This is a genomic window from Parazoarcus communis SWub3 = DSM 12120, from assembly GCF_003226565.1.
GTDB lineage: Bacteria > Pseudomonadota > Gammaproteobacteria > Burkholderiales > Rhodocyclaceae > Parazoarcus > Parazoarcus communis.
Map to the genome: position 1 here is coordinate 16,519 of NZ_QKOE01000012.1, position 16,192 is coordinate 32,710.

Annotated in this window: 19 protein-coding genes; 4 read left to right on the plus strand and 15 right to left on the minus strand. The window is 63.8% G+C overall.

Annotated features, from left to right (window positions below; all coding sequences use genetic code 11):
* Positions 1-6 precede the first annotated feature (6 nt).
* Positions 7-150 carry a DUF2256 domain-containing protein gene (locus DNK49_RS15420; protein WP_211164087.1) on the plus strand — a complete coding sequence of 48 codons (144 nt, stop codon included), beginning with the start codon at positions 7-9 and terminating at the stop codon, positions 148-150.
* On the plus strand, positions 147-1,673 hold the full coding sequence (locus DNK49_RS15425) for a cryptochrome/photolyase family protein (RefSeq protein ID WP_110526485.1): 1,527 nt from the start codon (positions 147-149) through the stop codon (positions 1,671-1,673). Before DNK49_RS15420 ends, DNK49_RS15425 begins: the two co-directional genes overlap by 4 nt.
* A 9-nt stretch (positions 1,674-1,682) precedes the next feature.
* Here DNK49_RS15425 and DNK49_RS15430 read toward each other — a convergent pair whose 3' ends face one another.
* The gene (locus DNK49_RS15430) at positions 1,683-2,549 is read right to left on the minus strand and encodes a tRNA nucleotidyltransferase (RefSeq protein ID WP_110526488.1); all 867 of its coding nucleotides are present in this window, start codon (positions 2,547-2,549) and stop codon (positions 1,683-1,685) included.
* A 239-nt stretch (positions 2,550-2,788) separates the two neighbouring features.
* Here DNK49_RS15430 and bfr (DNK49_RS15435) point away from each other — a divergent pair, with 239 nt between their 5' ends.
* Positions 2,789-3,274, plus strand: a complete 486-nt coding sequence (gene bfr, locus DNK49_RS15435) for a bacterioferritin (RefSeq protein WP_110526704.1) — start codon at positions 2,789-2,791, stop codon at positions 3,272-3,274.
* 10 nt (positions 3,275-3,284) lie between these two features.
* Complete coding sequence (bfr, locus tag DNK49_RS15440) at positions 3,285-3,767, plus strand: bacterioferritin (protein ID WP_110526491.1); 483 nt, start codon at positions 3,285-3,287, stop codon at positions 3,765-3,767.
* A gap of 184 nt (positions 3,768-3,951) precedes the next feature.
* Here bfr (DNK49_RS15440) and DNK49_RS15445 read toward each other — a convergent pair whose 3' ends face one another.
* The 14 genes from DNK49_RS15445 to DNK49_RS15510 form a co-directional block, all read right to left on the minus strand.
* Positions 3,952-4,482: a DUF2946 family protein gene (locus tag DNK49_RS15445; protein WP_110526494.1), complete on the minus strand. Its 531-nt coding sequence runs from the start codon at positions 4,480-4,482 to the stop codon at positions 3,952-3,954.
* Between the two features lie 71 nt (positions 4,483-4,553).
* Positions 4,554-5,483 (minus strand): electron transfer flavoprotein subunit alpha/FixB family protein, encoded by a 930-nt coding sequence (locus tag DNK49_RS15450; protein WP_110526497.1) that lies wholly within the window; start codon positions 5,481-5,483, stop codon positions 4,554-4,556.
* 2 nt (positions 5,484-5,485) lie between these two features.
* Entirely contained in the window at positions 5,486-6,235 is a 750-nt protein-coding gene (locus DNK49_RS15455) for an electron transfer flavoprotein subunit beta/FixA family protein (RefSeq protein WP_110526499.1), read from the minus strand.
* A 69-nt stretch (positions 6,236-6,304) separates the two neighbouring features.
* Positions 6,305-7,081 (minus strand): ferredoxin--NADP reductase, encoded by a 777-nt coding sequence (locus DNK49_RS15460; RefSeq protein ID WP_110526502.1) that lies wholly within the window; start codon positions 7,079-7,081, stop codon positions 6,305-6,307.
* 18 nt (positions 7,082-7,099) lie between these two features.
* On the minus strand, positions 7,100-7,408 hold the full coding sequence (locus DNK49_RS15465; protein ID WP_110526505.1) for a DUF971 domain-containing protein: 309 nt from the start codon (positions 7,406-7,408) through the stop codon (positions 7,100-7,102).
* Positions 7,408-8,274: an ABC transporter ATP-binding protein gene (locus tag DNK49_RS15470; RefSeq protein ID WP_110526509.1), complete on the minus strand. Its 867-nt coding sequence runs from the start codon at positions 8,272-8,274 to the stop codon at positions 7,408-7,410. The genes DNK49_RS15465 and DNK49_RS15470 overlap by 1 nt, the downstream gene beginning before the upstream one ends.
* Positions 8,271-9,248 carry an ABC transporter permease gene (locus tag DNK49_RS15475; protein ID WP_207807002.1) on the minus strand — a complete coding sequence of 326 codons (978 nt, stop codon included), beginning with the start codon at positions 9,246-9,248 and terminating at the stop codon, positions 8,271-8,273. Before DNK49_RS15475 ends, DNK49_RS15470 begins: the two co-directional genes overlap by 4 nt.
* Positions 9,249-9,269: 21 nt before the next feature.
* Complete coding sequence (locus tag DNK49_RS15480; RefSeq protein WP_110526515.1) at positions 9,270-10,715, minus strand: ABC transporter substrate-binding protein; 1,446 nt, start codon at positions 10,713-10,715, stop codon at positions 9,270-9,272.
* Positions 10,716-10,808: 93 nt separating this feature from the next.
* Complete coding sequence (gene fdxA, locus DNK49_RS15485; protein WP_110526518.1) at positions 10,809-11,144, minus strand: ferredoxin FdxA; 336 nt, start codon at positions 11,142-11,144, stop codon at positions 10,809-10,811.
* Between the two features lie 10 nt (positions 11,145-11,154).
* Positions 11,155-12,102: a HEAT repeat domain-containing protein gene (locus DNK49_RS15490; RefSeq protein ID WP_110526521.1), complete on the minus strand. Its 948-nt coding sequence runs from the start codon at positions 12,100-12,102 to the stop codon at positions 11,155-11,157.
* 10 nt (positions 12,103-12,112) lie between these two features.
* The gene (locus DNK49_RS15495) at positions 12,113-12,346 is read right to left on the minus strand and encodes a 4Fe-4S dicluster domain-containing protein (protein WP_110526524.1); all 234 of its coding nucleotides are present in this window, start codon (positions 12,344-12,346) and stop codon (positions 12,113-12,115) included.
* 38 nt (positions 12,347-12,384) lie between these two features.
* Entirely contained in the window at positions 12,385-14,115 is a 1,731-nt protein-coding gene (locus tag DNK49_RS15500; RefSeq protein WP_110526527.1) for a fumarate reductase/succinate dehydrogenase flavoprotein subunit, read from the minus strand.
* An 88-nt stretch (positions 14,116-14,203) separates the two neighbouring features.
* Positions 14,204-14,983: a GntR family transcriptional regulator gene (locus DNK49_RS15505; protein ID WP_110526530.1), complete on the minus strand. Its 780-nt coding sequence runs from the start codon at positions 14,981-14,983 to the stop codon at positions 14,204-14,206.
* 196 nt (positions 14,984-15,179) lie between these two features.
* Positions 15,180-16,013 carry a sulfite exporter TauE/SafE family protein gene (locus tag DNK49_RS15510; protein ID WP_110526533.1) on the minus strand — a complete coding sequence of 278 codons (834 nt, stop codon included), beginning with the start codon at positions 16,011-16,013 and terminating at the stop codon, positions 15,180-15,182.
* Between the last annotated feature and the right edge of the window lie 179 nt (positions 16,014-16,192).

Consider the following 16,192-nt stretch of genomic DNA (forward strand, 5'->3'; position numbering starts at 1 on the left):
ATACGCATGCGCAAGAAAGCCGACCTGCCCACCAAACCCTGCGCGGCCTGCGGCCGCCCCTTTGCCTGGCGCAGGAAGTGGGCGCGCTGCTGGGACGAGGTGCGCTACTGCTCGGAACGCTGCCGCCACGCGGCAAGGAAGACCTCATGACGACCCTGCGCCTGATCCTGGGCGACCAGTTGAACCCCCGGCACAGCTGGTTTGCCAGGCACCGCCCCGATGTGCTTTACGTGCTGATGGAGGTCCGTCAGGAGACCGATTATGTGTTGCATCACGCGCAGAAGATTCTGGCGGTCCTTGCCGCAATGCGCGACTTTGCCGGGCAGCTGACGGCAGCCGGCCATCGGGTGCATTACCTTGCCATCGACGATGCCGGCAACCGCCCGTCGATTCCGGCCAATCTGGATCTGTTGATCGCACATCATGGGGTCACCCGTTTCGAGTACCAGGCGCCGGATGAGTGGCGGCTCGACCAGCAGCTGAGCCGCTACGCCGGCACGCTGGGCATGCCCACCGCAATGGTGGATAGCGAGCACTTCCTCACCGGCCGGGACGATGCCGCCACCCTGTTTGCCAACCGTCGGCAGTGGCTGATGGAGCATTTCTACCGCCACATGCGCAGCCGCCACCAGGTGCTGCTGCAGGACGATGGCCGTCCCCTGGGTGGACAGTGGAACTTTGACCATGACAACCGCCAGGCCTGGCCGGGCCTGCCGCACGAACCCGCCGACTGGCGCCGCGGGCATGACCACCGCGCGTTGTGGCAGCAGATACAGGCGGCGGGCGTGGCGAGTTTTGGCGAGCCCTGTGCCGACGACCTGCGCTGGCCCCTGAACCGGGCCGAGGCGCTGGAACACCTGGACGCGTTCGTCACCCAGGCATTGCCGCATTTCGGCAGCTATCAGGATGCGCTCAGCTACCGTGCCACACGGCTGTTCCACTCACTGCTGTCGTTTGCCCTCAACACCAAGATGCTGCACCCGCGCGAGGTGATTGCCCGCGCCGAGGAAGCCTGCCGTGCCGGCGACGTGAGCTTGCCCGCCGCAGAGGGCTTCATCCGCCAGATACTGGGCTGGCGGGAATATGTGCGTGGGGTGTATTGGGCCAACATGCCGGAATACGAGCAGTTGAACTTCTTCGACCATCGCCGCCCGCTGCCCGCCTGGTTCTGGAACGGGCAGACGCGCATGCGCTGCCTGGCACACAGCATCGGCCAGTCGCTGGCGCAGGCCTATGCGCATCATATCCAGCGCCTGATGGTGATCGGCAACTTCGGCCTGCTGGCAGGGCTGGATCCGGCGGCGCTGCACCGCTGGTATCTGGGAGTGTATGTGGACGCCTTCGAGTGGGTGGAGCTGCCCAACACCCTGGGCATGAGTCAGTTTGCCGATGGCGGCCGGCTGGCGACCAAGCCTTATGTGTCGAGCGCCGCCTACATCGATCGCATGAGCGATTACTGCAAGGGCTGCCACTACGACAAACGCGACCGTACCGGCCCGCGTGCCTGTCCATTCAATGCGCTGTACTGGGACTTCTTTCGCCGCCATCGCGCGCAGCTCGAAGGCCAGCACCGGCTGGCGATGGTGTTCCGCCAGCTCGACCGCATGGATGCCGGCACCTTGTCCGCCATCGAGCACAAGGTGCGCAGCCTGCAGGATTTCGAGACGCTGTAGCGCGCCCTGTCAGCCCGCCGCCTCACCCCAGCGGCTGGAGCGCAAGGCCGCGGCAGCCGCCAGCACCCGCGCTTCAAGCAAGGCTTCGGTATCGTCATCGTCCACGGTCACCGCACGGGCGGCGGCCAGTGCAGTGCTCAGGATGCGCCGCTTGGGGTAGCTCAGGCTGGCACGCCCCGGATAGGCGGAAAAGTCCGCCTCGCAAACCTGCATCAGGCTCTGGAAGTCGTCCTCGTCGACAAAGGCGCCGACCCGCTCGAGCAGCGCCACCAGCGAACCGGCCCGCATCTCGGACGCCCGATGCACGCGCTCGAACTCGGCCAGCACCAGCCCCGCCAGACGCAGAAAACGCTGCGGCAACGCAAACCGGGCACACATCGCCTCGATGCGGGGTAGCGCGCGGTCGTGGTGACGGTAATGGGATGGCAGATGCTCGGGCGGCGAATCCGCCTTGCCAACGTTGGCGACCAGTGCGGCAAAGCGCAGGTCCAGTGGCGCGCGCCGCCGCGCCAGCTCATCCACCCAGCGCAGCTGATGTTCGCCGATGTCGACTGTCGGTGGATCATCGGCACTTTGCGGTACTCCGAACAAGGCATCCAGCTCGGGCAGCACCACGGCCAGCCCGCCACAGGCACGCAGCGCCTGCAGCATGCGGGACGGCACCGCCTCGCTCAGCCCGCGGGCCAGTTCGTGCCACACCGCCGCACCGGACAGGGTGTCGAGCTCGCCGGCATCGACCCGCATCCGCATCATCAGCAGGGTTTCCGGGTCAATCCCGCCCTCACTCGCTGCGGCCATGGCCGCCAGGCGCAACACGCTGGAAGCCGGCATGCCGATGACCTGGCCAAAGACGACCGAAGCGGAAGAACGCGTCATGATCTGCACCCAAATGCACGAAGATAGGCCAAACCGGCAGCAGGAAGCATGCCATTGCCGGATCGCGCCCAAGGCGGCCGCGCATGCACCGTAAAAGTGCCGGCATGCGACAAAACCCGACAATTACCCGACTGTTCGTGTCGGGTAATCGTTCGCATTAACCAAATGCGCCGGAAACATTGATTTTTGGGGCTTTGCGTGCGATTTTGAAAGCACTGGAACACCCTTGCGAGATGGCCATGAAAGGCGACAAGAAAATCATCGATATCCTCAACGATCTGCTCACCGGCGAACTGACTGCGGTGGATCAATACCTGATCCATGGCGAGATGTACGCCGACTTCGGCCTCAATCACCTGGCCGAAAAAGCCCTGCACGAATCAGACCACGAGCGCCAGCACGCCCGCGCGCTGATCCAGCGCATCCTGTTCCTGGAAGGCACGCCCAACCTGGCCAAGCGCGAGGCGCTCAATGTCGGCAAGGATGTGGTCGCAATGCTGAAGGCCGACCTCGAGGTCGAGTACAAGGTCGTCGGCGAGCTCAAGAAGGCCATGGCAGCCTGTGAGAAAGCCAAGGACTATGTCACCCGCGACATGCTCGGTGTTCAGCTTGAAGACACCGAAATGGATCACGCCTACTACCTTGAAAAGCAGCTGCGCCTGATCGAACTGGTCGGTCTGCAGAACTACCAGCAGAGCCAGATGGGCTCGGGCAACCCGGCTTGAGGATCGACACATGAAAGGCGACAAGAAAGTCATCGAGGCCCTGAACAAGGTCCTGAAGAACGAGCTGACCTCGATCAACCAGTACTTCCTGCATGCCCGCATGTTCCGTAACTGGGGCCTGGAAAAGCTCAACGACTACCAGTACAAGCAGTCGATCCGGGTGATGAAGGAAGCCGACGAACTGATCGAGCGCATCCTCTTCCTCGAAGGCCTGCCCAACCTGCAGAACCTGGGCAAGCTGATGATCGGCGAAGACGTGGTCGAGTGCCTGAAGTGTGACCTGAAGTACGAGCGCGAGATCCAGCACCCGCTGCTGGTCGAGACCATCGCGCTGTGCGAGGAAGTGCAGGACTACGTCAGCCGCGACCTGCTCGAAGACCTGCTGGAACACTGCGAAGAAGCCATCGACTGGCTGGAAACCCAGCAGACCCTCATCGACAGCGTCACCCTGCCCAACTATCTGCAGTCGCACATGGAGCCGGGCGAAGGCTGACCGCCGCCCCGGGCGCCCTGCCGCGCCCGTAACGCTTCACGCCCCACACGGGCCGGCACCGGCATCAAACCGGCCGCCGGCCCGTGATCATTTACGCAGTGGGCACTTCTTGCAGCGGGGCTTTTTCTTGCAGCATTTCTTGCTCATGGCAATGCTCCGGTGTGTCTTGATCAGGTTGATCGAATCACAAACCAAACCGGGCGACCAACGCAGCCCGGGTGGCCGCCTCGAGCGGACAGCCGCGCCAGTAGGCCGCAGCCGTCTTCCCCTCCATCAGGCAGGCAAACAGCGCCTCGTCAGCCGGCGCTCCATCCGCCCCGACGCACTCATCCAGAAACGCCGCCAGATCGCGGTCGTCGAGCACGCCGATGCCGGGTCCGGCAAGCAACAACACCGACCCCTCATCATCGACCCACACCGCCTCGACCGGACCGGCGGCCTGGCCGGTGTGGGCCAGCAGGTCGCCGCCTTCGCCCAGACGCCAGACCCAGGGGGTGTATTCCAGGTCCACAAAAACCTGCTGCGGCCCGTTCTGCACCCGCCAGCGTCCACAACCATCAGGGCCATAGTTGGCGTTGATGAAGCGGATCAGACCCTCGTGGCGCACCAACTCACCCTTGAGTCGCCATCCACCACGGCGGTCGAGCGACAACCAGCCGTGGCAGTCGGGCACATCGGGCCAGGCAGTCTGGGCAAGCGGGGCGGTTTGGGTCATGGCAGCAGGCAGGGGGATGGACTGCCCGCATGCTACCTCAGCCCCCGCTTGCCGCGCAGGCGCTTGGGCGCTCAGGCTGCCTGAGCCAGCGCCGGTACCAGTTCGAACAGGTCACCCACCAGCCCGTAGTCGGCCACCTGGAAGATCGGCGCTTCCGGGTCCTTGTTGATCGCCACGATCACCTTGGAATCCTTCATGCCCGCCAGGTGCTGGATGGCCCCGGAGATGCCCACCGCGATGTACAGCTGCGGCGCAACGATCTTGCCGGTCTGGCCCACCTGGTAGTCGTTGGGTACATAGCCCGCATCGACCGCGGCCCGGCTGGCACCGAGCGCGGCGCCCAGCTTGTCGGCCAGCGGCTCGAGCAGGGCGTGGTAGTTCTCGCCGCTGCCCACGCCACGACCACCGGACACGATGATCCTGGCCGCGCCCAGTTCGGGGCGGGCGCTCTTGGTGATCTCGCGACCGACCAGCGCCGACAGGCCCAGGTCGGCGGCTGCCGGGATCGCTTCGACCGCAGCGGCACCGCCCTCGCCCGCCGCTTCGAAGGCGGTGCTGCGCACGGTGATGACCTTGATCGGGTCGGCGCTCCTGACCGTGGCCAGCGCGTTGCCGGCGTAGATCGGGCGCACGAAGGTGTCGGCCGCCTCAATGCCGACGATGTCGCTGATCTGCGCCACATCCAGCTGCGCCGCCACCCGCGGCAGCATGTTCTTGCCTGCGCTGCTGGCCGGGGCCAGCACGTGGCTGTAGTCGCGGGCCAGACCCTTGACCAGTTCGGCCACGTTCTCGGCGCCTTGCGCTTCGTAGTGCGCGGCGTCCGCCACCAGGACCTTGGTCACCCCGGCCACCTTGGCGGCGGCCTGGGCCGCTGCGGCGCAGCCGGCACCGGCGATCAGGACGTGGACGTCGGCACCGAGCTTGAGCGCGGCGGTGACGGTGTTGAGCGTGGCCGCCTTCAGGTTCTGGTTGTCGTGTTCGGCAATGACGAGAATCGGCATGATCAGAGCACCTTTGCTTCGTTCTTGAGTTTGTCGACCAGCTGGGCCACATCGGCCACCCGCACCCCGGCGCTGCGCTTGGGCGGCTCGGCAACCTTCAGCGTGCTCAGCCGCGGGGCCACATCCACGCCCAGCTCGGCCGGCTTGACGGTGTCCAGCGGCTTCTTCTTGGCCTTCATGATGTTGGGCAGCGTCGCGTAGCGCGGCTCGTTCAGGCGCAGGTCGGTGGTGACCACCGCCGGCAGCTGGATCGACAGCGTCTCCAGCCCGCCGTCGATCTCGCGCATGACGCTGGCCTTGCCATCAGACAGGGTCAGCTTCGACGCAAAGGTGGCCTGCGGCCAGCCCGCCAGCGCCGCCAGCATCTGCCCGGTCTGGTTGGCGTCGTCGTCGATCGCCTGCTTGCCGCAGATCACCAGCGTCGGGCCTTCCTTGTCGGCCACCGCCTTCAGCAGCTTGGCCACCGCCAGCGGCTGCAACTCGACATCCGTCTCCACCAGAATGCCGCGGTCCGCGCCGATCGCCATCGCCGCTCGCAGCGTCTCCTGGCACGCGGCCACGCCGCAGCTCACCGCCACCACCTCGGTGGCCACCCCCGCTTCCTTCAGGCGCACGGCTTCTTCCACCGCGATCTCGTCGAACGGGTTCATGCTCATCTTCACGTTGGCAATATCCACGCCGCTACCGTCCGCTTTCACGCGAACCTTCACGTTGTAATCCACCACGCGTTTGACCGGGACCAGAATCTTCAATGCAGTGCTCTCCAAGGGGAAATTGATGCCGCCGGCCGCCCCGGGGCGGCACAGCAGCCAAGCCGGATTCTACTTCTCGACGAAGGCACGCTCGATCACATAGTCTCCACGTTCGCCCTGGCGCGGACTGATGCGGAAACCACGAGCGTCAAGCAGCTTGCAGGTGTCGGCCAGCATCGCCGGACTGCCGCAGATCATGGCGCGGTCGTGCGCGGCGTCGAGCGCAGCCAGGCCAAGGTCGGCACACAGCTTGCCGGAATCGAGCAGATCGGTCAGCCGCCCCTGATTGCGGAAGGGCTCGCGGGTCACCGTCGGGTAGTAAAGCAGCTTCTCGCTGACCACCTCACCAAGGAATTCGTCCTGCGGCAGCTGACGCTCGATGTAATCCACATAGGCCAGCTCGCTGACCTGGCGTACGCCATGCACCAGCACCACGCGTTCGAAGCGCTCGTACGTGTCCGGATCGCGGATGATGCTGAGAAAGGGCGCCAGCCCGGTGCCGGTGGCCAGCAGGAAGAGATTGCGGCCGTCGTTGAGATCGTCGATGACCAGGGTGCCCACCGGCTTGCTGCCAACGATCAGCTCGTCCCCCGGCTGCAGGTGCTGCAAGCGCGAGGTGAGCGGGCCATCGGGCACCTTGATGCTGAAGAACTCCAGGTGTTCGTCATAGTTTGCACTGGCGATGCTATAGGCGCGCAGCAGCGGTTTGCCGTCGTCGGGCAGGCCGATCATGACGAAATGGCCATTGCGGAAGCGCAGCCCGGGGTTACGCGAGGTCCGGAAGCTGAACAGCGATTCGTTCCAGTGATGCACGTGCAGGACACGTTCGACCGAAAGATTGCTCATGATGAAAGCCTCATGTTGTCAGGCGGACTCGTCGCCGAGTTCGCGCAGATATGTCCAGGGATAGATGCCGCGTTCATGGCCGTCGGCAAACACCAGGTTGAGCCCCTTGTCCGCCACCGGCCGGATGGCGGACAGCGCCGCCGGTGGGTCGGGCAGCTGGCCGCTGCGCTGACGCTGGGTACAGGCTGCACAGCGGCAGCGCTGGCGAAGGTCGCCGTGGCGCAGCGAGCTGATCGCACCATCGTCCCACTCGATGACCAGCAAACCGGAGACGCGCCGGTCGGTGATGTGCACCGGCACGCAGGAGGCGGCGAGAACGGCACTCATCACAGCGCCCCCACACCCTGTTCGCCCAGGTGCCAGTCCTGCCCCAGGCCGCCCTCCTTCAGTTCGCCGCCCATGGCCGCCAGGCTCTCCTCGCGGATCAGCGCCTTCAACTGCCGGTGCAGGGCCATGAAGGTGGGCGACGAGGTCATCTCGGCCGTGCGCGGCCGCGGCAGCGGGATGGGGATCTCCGCCTTGATCCGTCCGGGACGCGCGGTCATCACATAGACCTTGTCGGACAGAAAGATGGATTCCTCGATGTCGTGGGTGATGAACAGCACCGACAGGCGCAGTTGCTGCCACATGTTGGTGAGGATCTCCTGCATCACCACCCGGGTCTGGGCATCGAGCGCACCGAAAGGCTCGTCCATCAGCAACACCTGCGGACCGGTGGCCAGCGCGCGGACGATGCCGACACGCTGCTTCATGCCGCCGGAAAGCTGGTCGGGATAATGGTTCTCGAACGACAGCAGCCCCGCCAGCCCGAGCAGGGTGCGCGCCCGCGACTCGCGCTCGGCACGCCCCATACCCTGCATCTTGAGCCCGAACTCGACGTTCTCGCGCACTTTCAACCACGGAAACAGCGAGTACTGCTGGAACACCACGCCACGGTCGGCACCGGGGCCGCTGATCGGCAACCCGTCCACGCGCGCCTCACCCGCACTGGGTTTGAGGAAGCCGGCGACGATATTGAGCAGGGTGGATTTGCCGCAGCCCGAGGGCCCCACCACCGAGACGAACTCTCCCGGCTTCACGTCCAGCGTGACGCCGCGTACCGCATCCAGCGCCGCGCCGTTCTGGGTGAAGCTGACCCGGATGTCGCGCAGGTCGATATGGCCCTTGGCCGCCTTCGCTTCGCTTGCCATCATGCGTTCTCCTTGGTGCCGACGCGCTGCCACGGCATCACCAGCCTGGACAACAGGCGGATGCCGCCGCTGCACAACAGGCCGAGCACGCCGATCACCAGCATGCCGATGACGATGTGGGGGTACTCGATCAGGGAATAGGCTTCCCAGGTGAAGTAGCCGACGCCGAACTGGCCGGAGATCATCTCCGCAGCGATCAGCGACACCCAGGCCACCCCCATGCCGACGGCCAGGCCGGTGAAGATGTGCGGCAGGGCACCGGGCAGGATCACCCGCGTCATCAGCGCCACCTCACCCGCACCCAGGCAGCGTGCGGCGCGAATCAGCACCGGATCCACCGCCGCCACCCCATGCAGGGTGTTGAGCAGGATGGGGAAGAAGGCGCCGATGAAGGTGATGAAGACGATGCTGGTCTCGGTGGTCGGCCACAGCATGATCGAGATCGGCACCCAGGCGATCGCGGGAATCGGCCGCAACACTTCCAGCGCCGGAAACAGCAGGCCCTTGAGCAGCGCATAGCGCCCGCACAGCAGGCCCAGCAGCACGCCCAGCCCGGTGGCGATGCAGAAGCCGAGCATGATGCGTCCCAGGCTGATGCCGATGTTGGCCTGGAACTTGGCGCTGCCGATCAGCCCCATGAACTCGGTATATACCTCGCCCGGCGTCGGCACATTGGTGAAGCGGATGTAAAAGTCCCAGCGATACTCGGTACCCAGGTACCAGAAACCGAGCAGCAGGCCGATCGACAATACGCTGAGCGCCAGCGAGCCCAATTGGGTGCGCAGGCGGCCCAGCAGGCGCGCACCCATTGCAGGCTGCGCAATAGCAGGCGCCATCGGCGGGGCGCCGCCAACGTCGTGGCGCTTGATCGCCAGTGGCGGCGTCATGACCTCTTCCACATTGCGCAGGCTTGCGGGCTGCACCGCCGCTTCCGCGGCGGCAGCGCCCGCAACCGGGGGATCGGCAAGCGATCTCATCCTGATTGCGGTCGCCATGGCTCAGCTCCCCGCCAGCGCAAGCGCTTCGTCGTAGCCGCCCACCTTGCTGCCATTAGTCGCAGCGTAAGCCTCGGCATCCTTCTTCAGCAGGAAGGGCACGATGGAGGCCTTGCCATCCTTGCTACCCAGGGCGTAGAAGGCCTTGTCGGCAAACAGCTTGATGCGGGTGGTCTGGTCGAAGACGAAGGCCACACCCACCTTCTTGCCTTCGCTGCGGGCCTTGTTCACCGCCGCCAGCGTGCATGCCGCCGACTTGTAGGCGGTGATGCCGGCACCGTCGATCCACACTTCACCGGCTTCACGCGGTTTGTCGATGGTGCCGCCGCACAAGGGATCGGTGCCGCTGATCTCGTAGTTGGCAAAGCTGACGCGCTGCTGGTCGTAGTCGCGACCCAGTTCCTTGTAAGCCTGGCGCACATAGGTCTCGTCCACCCAGCTGTCGGCATCGAACTCCTTGACCCGTCCCATGCGCTGCAACACGCCATGGTCGTACTTGATGGTCTCGACCCACTTCGGCTTGATCGTCGGGTCCAGCGTATGTACACCGGATGGGCCGAGGAACATGTAGGCGACCTCCTTCTCCACCCGTGTCCACTCCTCGATCTTGGTCGCCGCCTGCACCGGGTTGCTGCGCACCCAGTCATTGGCCTCGATCAGCGCCTTGATGTAGGCCACCACCACTTCCGGATACTTGGTGGCGAAGTCTTCACGCACCACGACACCGTGGAAGGTCGGTACCTTGGTTTCGACACCATCGAAGATCTTGCGGGCAAAGCCGCGGTAGGGCAGCAGTTCGGCAAACGGCACAAAGTCGGCGTGACCGTCGATGCGCTTTTCCTGAAGGCTGGAGGTGCCGACCTCCGGGCTCTGGCTGGAGAGTTCGAAATCCTCGGCCTTCCAGCCACGATCCTCCAGCGCCTTCAGCAGCATGCCGTGTGCGGCAGAGCCGAAGGGCACCGACAGTTTCTTGCCCTTCAGGTCGGCCAGCTCGTAGTAGGGCGAATCCTTGTGCACCACCACCCCATTGCCGGCACCGTCGGCGTTGTAGGCGATCAGCGCAATCAGCCGGCTGCGGGTAGCGTTGCCGTTCTGAAAGGTGGCGCCATTCACCAGCAGTGGATAGTCGCCCATCATGCCGATCTGCAAGGTGTTGGCGACCATGCCGTTGGTGACCGGTGGGCCGGAGGTGAAGTTCTGCCACTCGAGCTTGTACTGGATGTCCTTGTACTTGCCAGTTTTGGGCAGGTGTTTCTCGAGCAGACCGAGTTCCTTCAGCACGATGCCGCCAGTCACCGTATTGGTGGTGGTGTTCTGCGTGCCGATGCCGATGGTGAGCACTTCGGCCGATACCGGCAGTGCGAGGAAACAGCCGAGCGCAAGTGCGCCAAGCCGGCCGGCAAAGCTTTTGTTGTGGTCCTGAGCCGTGTTGCTGGAATGTGCATTCATGGTTTGCGTCCTTTTCCAGTGAGTCTGTTGGGGCGATACGGGCTACGGGGATTGCTCTGTTGAAACGTGGGGTTGGGGTTTGGGGATCGGCGATCAGCTCGCCACCGTCTCCTCCAGGAACTCGCGCTTGTCCTTCACCTCGGCCCAGGTTTCCGCATCGGGCAGGGGTTCTCGCGCGTCGGTAATCACCGGCCACTCGGTGGCAAGCCGGGCGTTGATCTCGATGAACTCGAGCTGGTCGGGCGGCAGGTCGGCGGCGTCGAAGATGGCGCCGATCGGGCACTCGGGCACGCACACGCCACAGTCGATGCAACCGTCCGGATCGATGACGAGGAAGTTCGGCCCTTCGTGGAAGCAATCCACCGGGCAGACCGACACACAGTCTGTATATTTGCAGCGCACGCAGGCTTCAGTGACGACGAATGCCATGGCGGTCTCCTTACTTCTGCGCCAGGCTGATCGCGGTGAGCGCCAGCCGGGACAGTTTGCGGACATCCGGATCGGGGTCTTCCAGTGCCTTTTCCAGTGCCGGAATCGCACGCGGGTCGGCAATCTGGCCCAGCGCAATTGCCGCTTCCTTGCGCAGGTTGCTGATCGTGTGCGCCAGGGCCTCGACCAGTACCGGCAGGCCCGCGGCCGCCTTCAGCACGCCCAGACTGCGCGCCGCCTTGACCCGCACCTGCCAGTAGTCGTCGGCCATGGCCTTCACCAGGTCGGGGATCGCCGGACCGAGGCCCAGCTTGCCGATGGTCTGGGCAGCTTCGTCACGCACCATCCAGGCGCTGTCATTGAGCGCCCGGGTCAGTGCCGGCAGCACGCTGATCTCGGAGGTGTAGCCCAGGGCGCCCACCGCGATGCGGCGGACTTCGGCATCCGGGTCATGTGCGGCAACCTCGGCCAGTTCGCCCACCGCTTCGGGCCGGCGCAGGTAGCCGAGCACACCGACCGCCTCGCGCCGCACACCGGGGTCGGGGTCGCGCAGCGAGGCCATCGCGGGCTCGAAAGCTGCCGCAACGCGCAGGGCCCTTACCGCACGGAAGGCAAGCATGCGCACCGGCGCAGCGTGCCCGGTGAGATAGGGCAGCAGATGGACGGCAGAAGCGCTCTCCTTCAACTCGGCCAGCACTTCACCCGCGGCATCCCGTACCACTGCATCGTCGTCCAGCAGGCGGGCGGCCAGGGCGGCGACCACCTCGGGCTCTTCAAAGCCTTCGAGGGCGCGCACGGCCTCGGCACGCACCTCGGCAGCCGCGTCGGTCAGCCGCGGCAACAGCAGCGGCACGATGTCATCCTCATCGCTGTAGGGCAGGTCGATGACCGCCAGGCGGCGCACTTCGGCGTCGGCACTGGCAAGGCGTTCGGCCATGGAACTCAGGCTGATGGTCATGGCGGCCTCCTCAGCGCAACAGGTAGGGAATGCTGACCTCGACCGCACCGGTGGGGCAGTCGGTCTCGCAGGGCAGGCAGTACCAGCATTCGTCGAACTGCATGAAGGCTTTCTTCTTGACCAGATCAATGGCCAGCACGTCGAGCGGGCACACATCCACGCACACGGTGCAGCCCTTCTCGGCGATGCATTTGTCTTCGTGCACTTTGACCGGCACCTGGGTCAGGGTCGTCGCGATACTCATGTCGGAATCCTCTGTTCTATGGGGTCGGGGGTGGCGGCTCAGGCGGCTTCGGCCTTGCGCTCGACGCGCAGGCGCTGATAGGCGTCACGCTCTTCTTCGTCGATCGGCACGATGTAGGGCTCGACCGGCTTCTTGCTCATCGCCATCTGGCCGTCGCCGCCCTTGCTCAGCAGGGTGTGGCAGAACCAGTTGGCGTCGTCGCGTTCGGGGTGATCGACGCAGTAGTGGTACAGGCCCCAGCGGCTTTCGGCGCGGAACATCGACGAACGTGCGGCCATTTCGGCGCAGTCGATGATCGAATACGCCTCCATCGCCCGCATCAACTCGTGCGGATTGGTCGCGACCATGGCCGCGGCGTCTTCACGCACCTCGTCGAAGCGGCGCAGGCCGATCTCATACTTGTGCGTGATCTTGGGCGGCTGCAGATAGTCATTGACCAGCCGGCGGGTCTTGTACTCGATCTGGAACGGGGTCAGCCCCTCACTGCGCTCGAGCGGAGCGAACACGCGGGCGCGCTCGGCCGCCACGGCGGACTCGTCAATGGCCGCTGCCGCGGTCGAGCCGCAGTACTCGGCCGCGTTGTAGCCACAGATGCGGCCATAGACGAAGGCGCCGAGCATGTAGTTGTGCGGCACGCTGGCGCAGTCGCCGGCGGCGTACAGGCCAGGCACCGAGGTCTCGCCACGGGCATTGGTCCAGATGCCGGAGGCGCTGTGCCCGCTGCAGAAGCCGATCTCGGAGATATGCATCTCGATCATCTGCTTGCGGTAGTCATTGCCGCGCTTCTCGTGGAAACGGCCACGGCTGGGGCGCTCATTGGTGTGCAGGATGTGCTCGATCTCGCCGATGGTCTCCTCGGCGAGGTGGTCGAGCTTGAGGAAGACCGGGCCATTGCCGCTCTGCAGTTCGCGATAGAACTCGAGCATCATCTGCCCGCTCCAGTAGTCGCACTCGATGAAGCGCTCACCCTTGGCGTTGGCGGTGTAGCCGCCGAACGGACCGGTCACGTAGGCACAGGCAGGGCCGTTGTAGTCCTTGATCAGCGGGTTGATCTGGAAGCACTCGAGGTTGGCCAGCGCCGCCCCGGCGTGATAGGCCATCGCGTGGCCATCACCGGAGTTGGTCGGGTTCTCGTAGGTGCCCATCAGATAGCCAGACGCCGGCAGGCCGATGCGACCGGCGGCACCGGTGGTGATCACCGCTGCCTTGCAGCGAATGACGTAGAAATCGGCCGTGCGGCAGTCGAAGCCCATGACGCCCGTCACCTCGCCCTTGGCACCGGTCAGCAGCCGGGTGACGACAACCCGGTTGGTGATCTCCACCCGTGCGCGCTTGAGCTGGCGGTAGAGGATCTTCTTCATGTGGTGGCCTTCCGGCATCGGCAGCACATAGCTGCCGAGGTGGTGCACCTTGCGCACCGCGTAATCGCCAGTCTCGTCCTTCTCGAACTTGACGCCCCAGCGGTCGAGCTCCTGGATCATGTCGAAGCTGTTGGCGGCATAGGCCATCACCGCCTCCTGATCCACGATGCCGTCGTTGGCAATGGTGATTTCCTTGACGTATTGCTCGGGCGTGGCGTGGCCGGGAATGACGGCATTGTTGAGGCCATCCATGCCCATCGAGATCGCACCGCTGCGCTTCACATGCGCCTTGTCGATCAACAGGACCTTGAGATTCGGGTTCTTTTCCTTTGCCTTGACTGCCGCCATCGGGCCACCGGTGCCACCACCGATCACCACCAGGTCGAATTCCATATCGATTCTGTTCATGATTGCTCCTTGGGGTTGGGAGTGCGTCTTATGGTGCTGCTGACAACGGGCTCCGGTGATCAGGCGAAACCACGCATGGGTTGATGCTTCAGGTTCGGTCAATTCGCAGTCGATACTGGAAGGCATCGCCGCGGTAATAAAGAAATTCAAAATCCACCGGCGTCTCGCCGGCATAGGTCATGCGCTCCATCCTCAACAATGGCGCGCCTTCTGCAATATCAAGATGACGCGCCAGCGATTCGTCTGCGCAGATGGCTTCTAATTGAAGGTCGGCGTGCGTCAGGTTGAGACCAAAGTCATTTTCGAGAATGACGAAGATGTCGCGCGCCGCAAGATCCTCCTGAACCAGGCGCCGGCCAATTTCGACAGGGAAATAGCTGACGTCGACCGATATCGGCTCCCGATTCAGATAACGCAGGCGCTGGATTTCAAATACCTGCGCACCGGGCTTGATTGAAAAGCGTTGTGCAACAACGGCACTGGCCTCGACTTCACGTGCGCTGAGCAATAGTGAATAGGTTTCGTAGCCCGACGGCGACATCGCTTCGCCAAAGCCCTGAAGGCGCGAAAGGCTTTGAAATGCCTTGGGTTTGGCAACAAAGCTGCCCTTGCCCATGACCTTGAAGATGAGCCCTTCCTTTTGCAGGTCACCCAATGCCTGGCGAATGGTGATGCGACTGACACCAAATGAATTCATCATCTGGCTTTCAGAGGGCATTTGCGAATGCGGCGGATACGTGCCGTCCAGAATCTGGCGTCGCAATACCTCGCGGATCTGGGTATGCAGCGGCACCGGCGAAATGGCCGTCACACCACCTGCTGCATTGTCTTCTGCCCGGTTCAATTGCGATTTGCTGGTTGGAGACATCTTGAATCCCTTGTTCGCATAACCTGTTATAACGAGTTCTATCTAGCAATTGAGATGCCAGTTTTTCGCATCGCACAAAAATTTTCAAGTAATTGTTTTTTATAACATTTTCTGAATTTCTTCTAATGCACTGAAATTCAGCTGCCGCCATGCCGCACCTTGACGGTGCGACATGCACCATCATTGGCTCCCCCATTCATCCATGCACCGAAATCGTCTTCATGAATCCAGCCGGATCACGCAAGAAAGGCAGCATTGCCACGGCTCCGGCAATCAGTAGCAGCATCAATACAAGGCGCCGCAACAGGCGCCGTCCAATATTCCGGTACAGCCTCACGCCCAATCCACCACCAATATGAAAAAGAGGAAAAAGCAATGCACCAGCAAGCAGGATGGAATGGGGCATCAAGCCCGAAAGCACCAGAAACGCGCATGACACCGGATACAGCAAGGCAAAGAAGATGACGAAGTTGGCGCGTGCCCGGTACGGGTTCGATTCGATCCCCATCAGGTAGAGGATGGCCGGCGGTCCGCCGACTCCGCTGAAGCCGGTCAGCACACCACTCACGCTACCGATTGCCGCGGATGCGCGAACCGAGCGGATATCCGGCAGACGGGCCCCCGTCATCAGCAACAAGGCACTGAGCATCACCCCGAATCCCACCAACGGTCCGAACACCGCACCCGGTATCTGGGTGGTCAGCCACATGCCTGGCACCAGCCCCACCACCGCAGCCAGACTCAGCGGGCGGACCACCGAGGCGTCCATCTCCTGCCAGGCCAGACGCATGCTGCGGGGGCTGAGGGGGAGAACGTTCAGTACGGTGATCAGACACAAGGTGTCGCGTGCCGACATGACCAGGCTGAACAAGGGCGCCATCAACAAGGCCGCACCAAAACCGGTCAGCCCCCTGACCACGCCTCCCGCCACCACCGCGGCAGCAAGCAAGGCCCAGATGGTGGGCGGGTGGTGAGCAAACTGCGCATGCAAGAAATCCACATCCAGCTCCTGCAGAAAAATGGGGGACATCAACGGGCAGAGCCTCAACGCTCATGACCTGTCATAACAGGTTTGAGCAAGATGCATGCCCCTTGAGCCGAGTCAGCCCATCTTCTGCAAGCGTTTGATTTGAAGCTGTTTTAAGTCAGTCGTCAGGCGACGTGCGGGGCTTGCTGCGGCGCGTCGATGGTGCATGCCCGACAAGGACG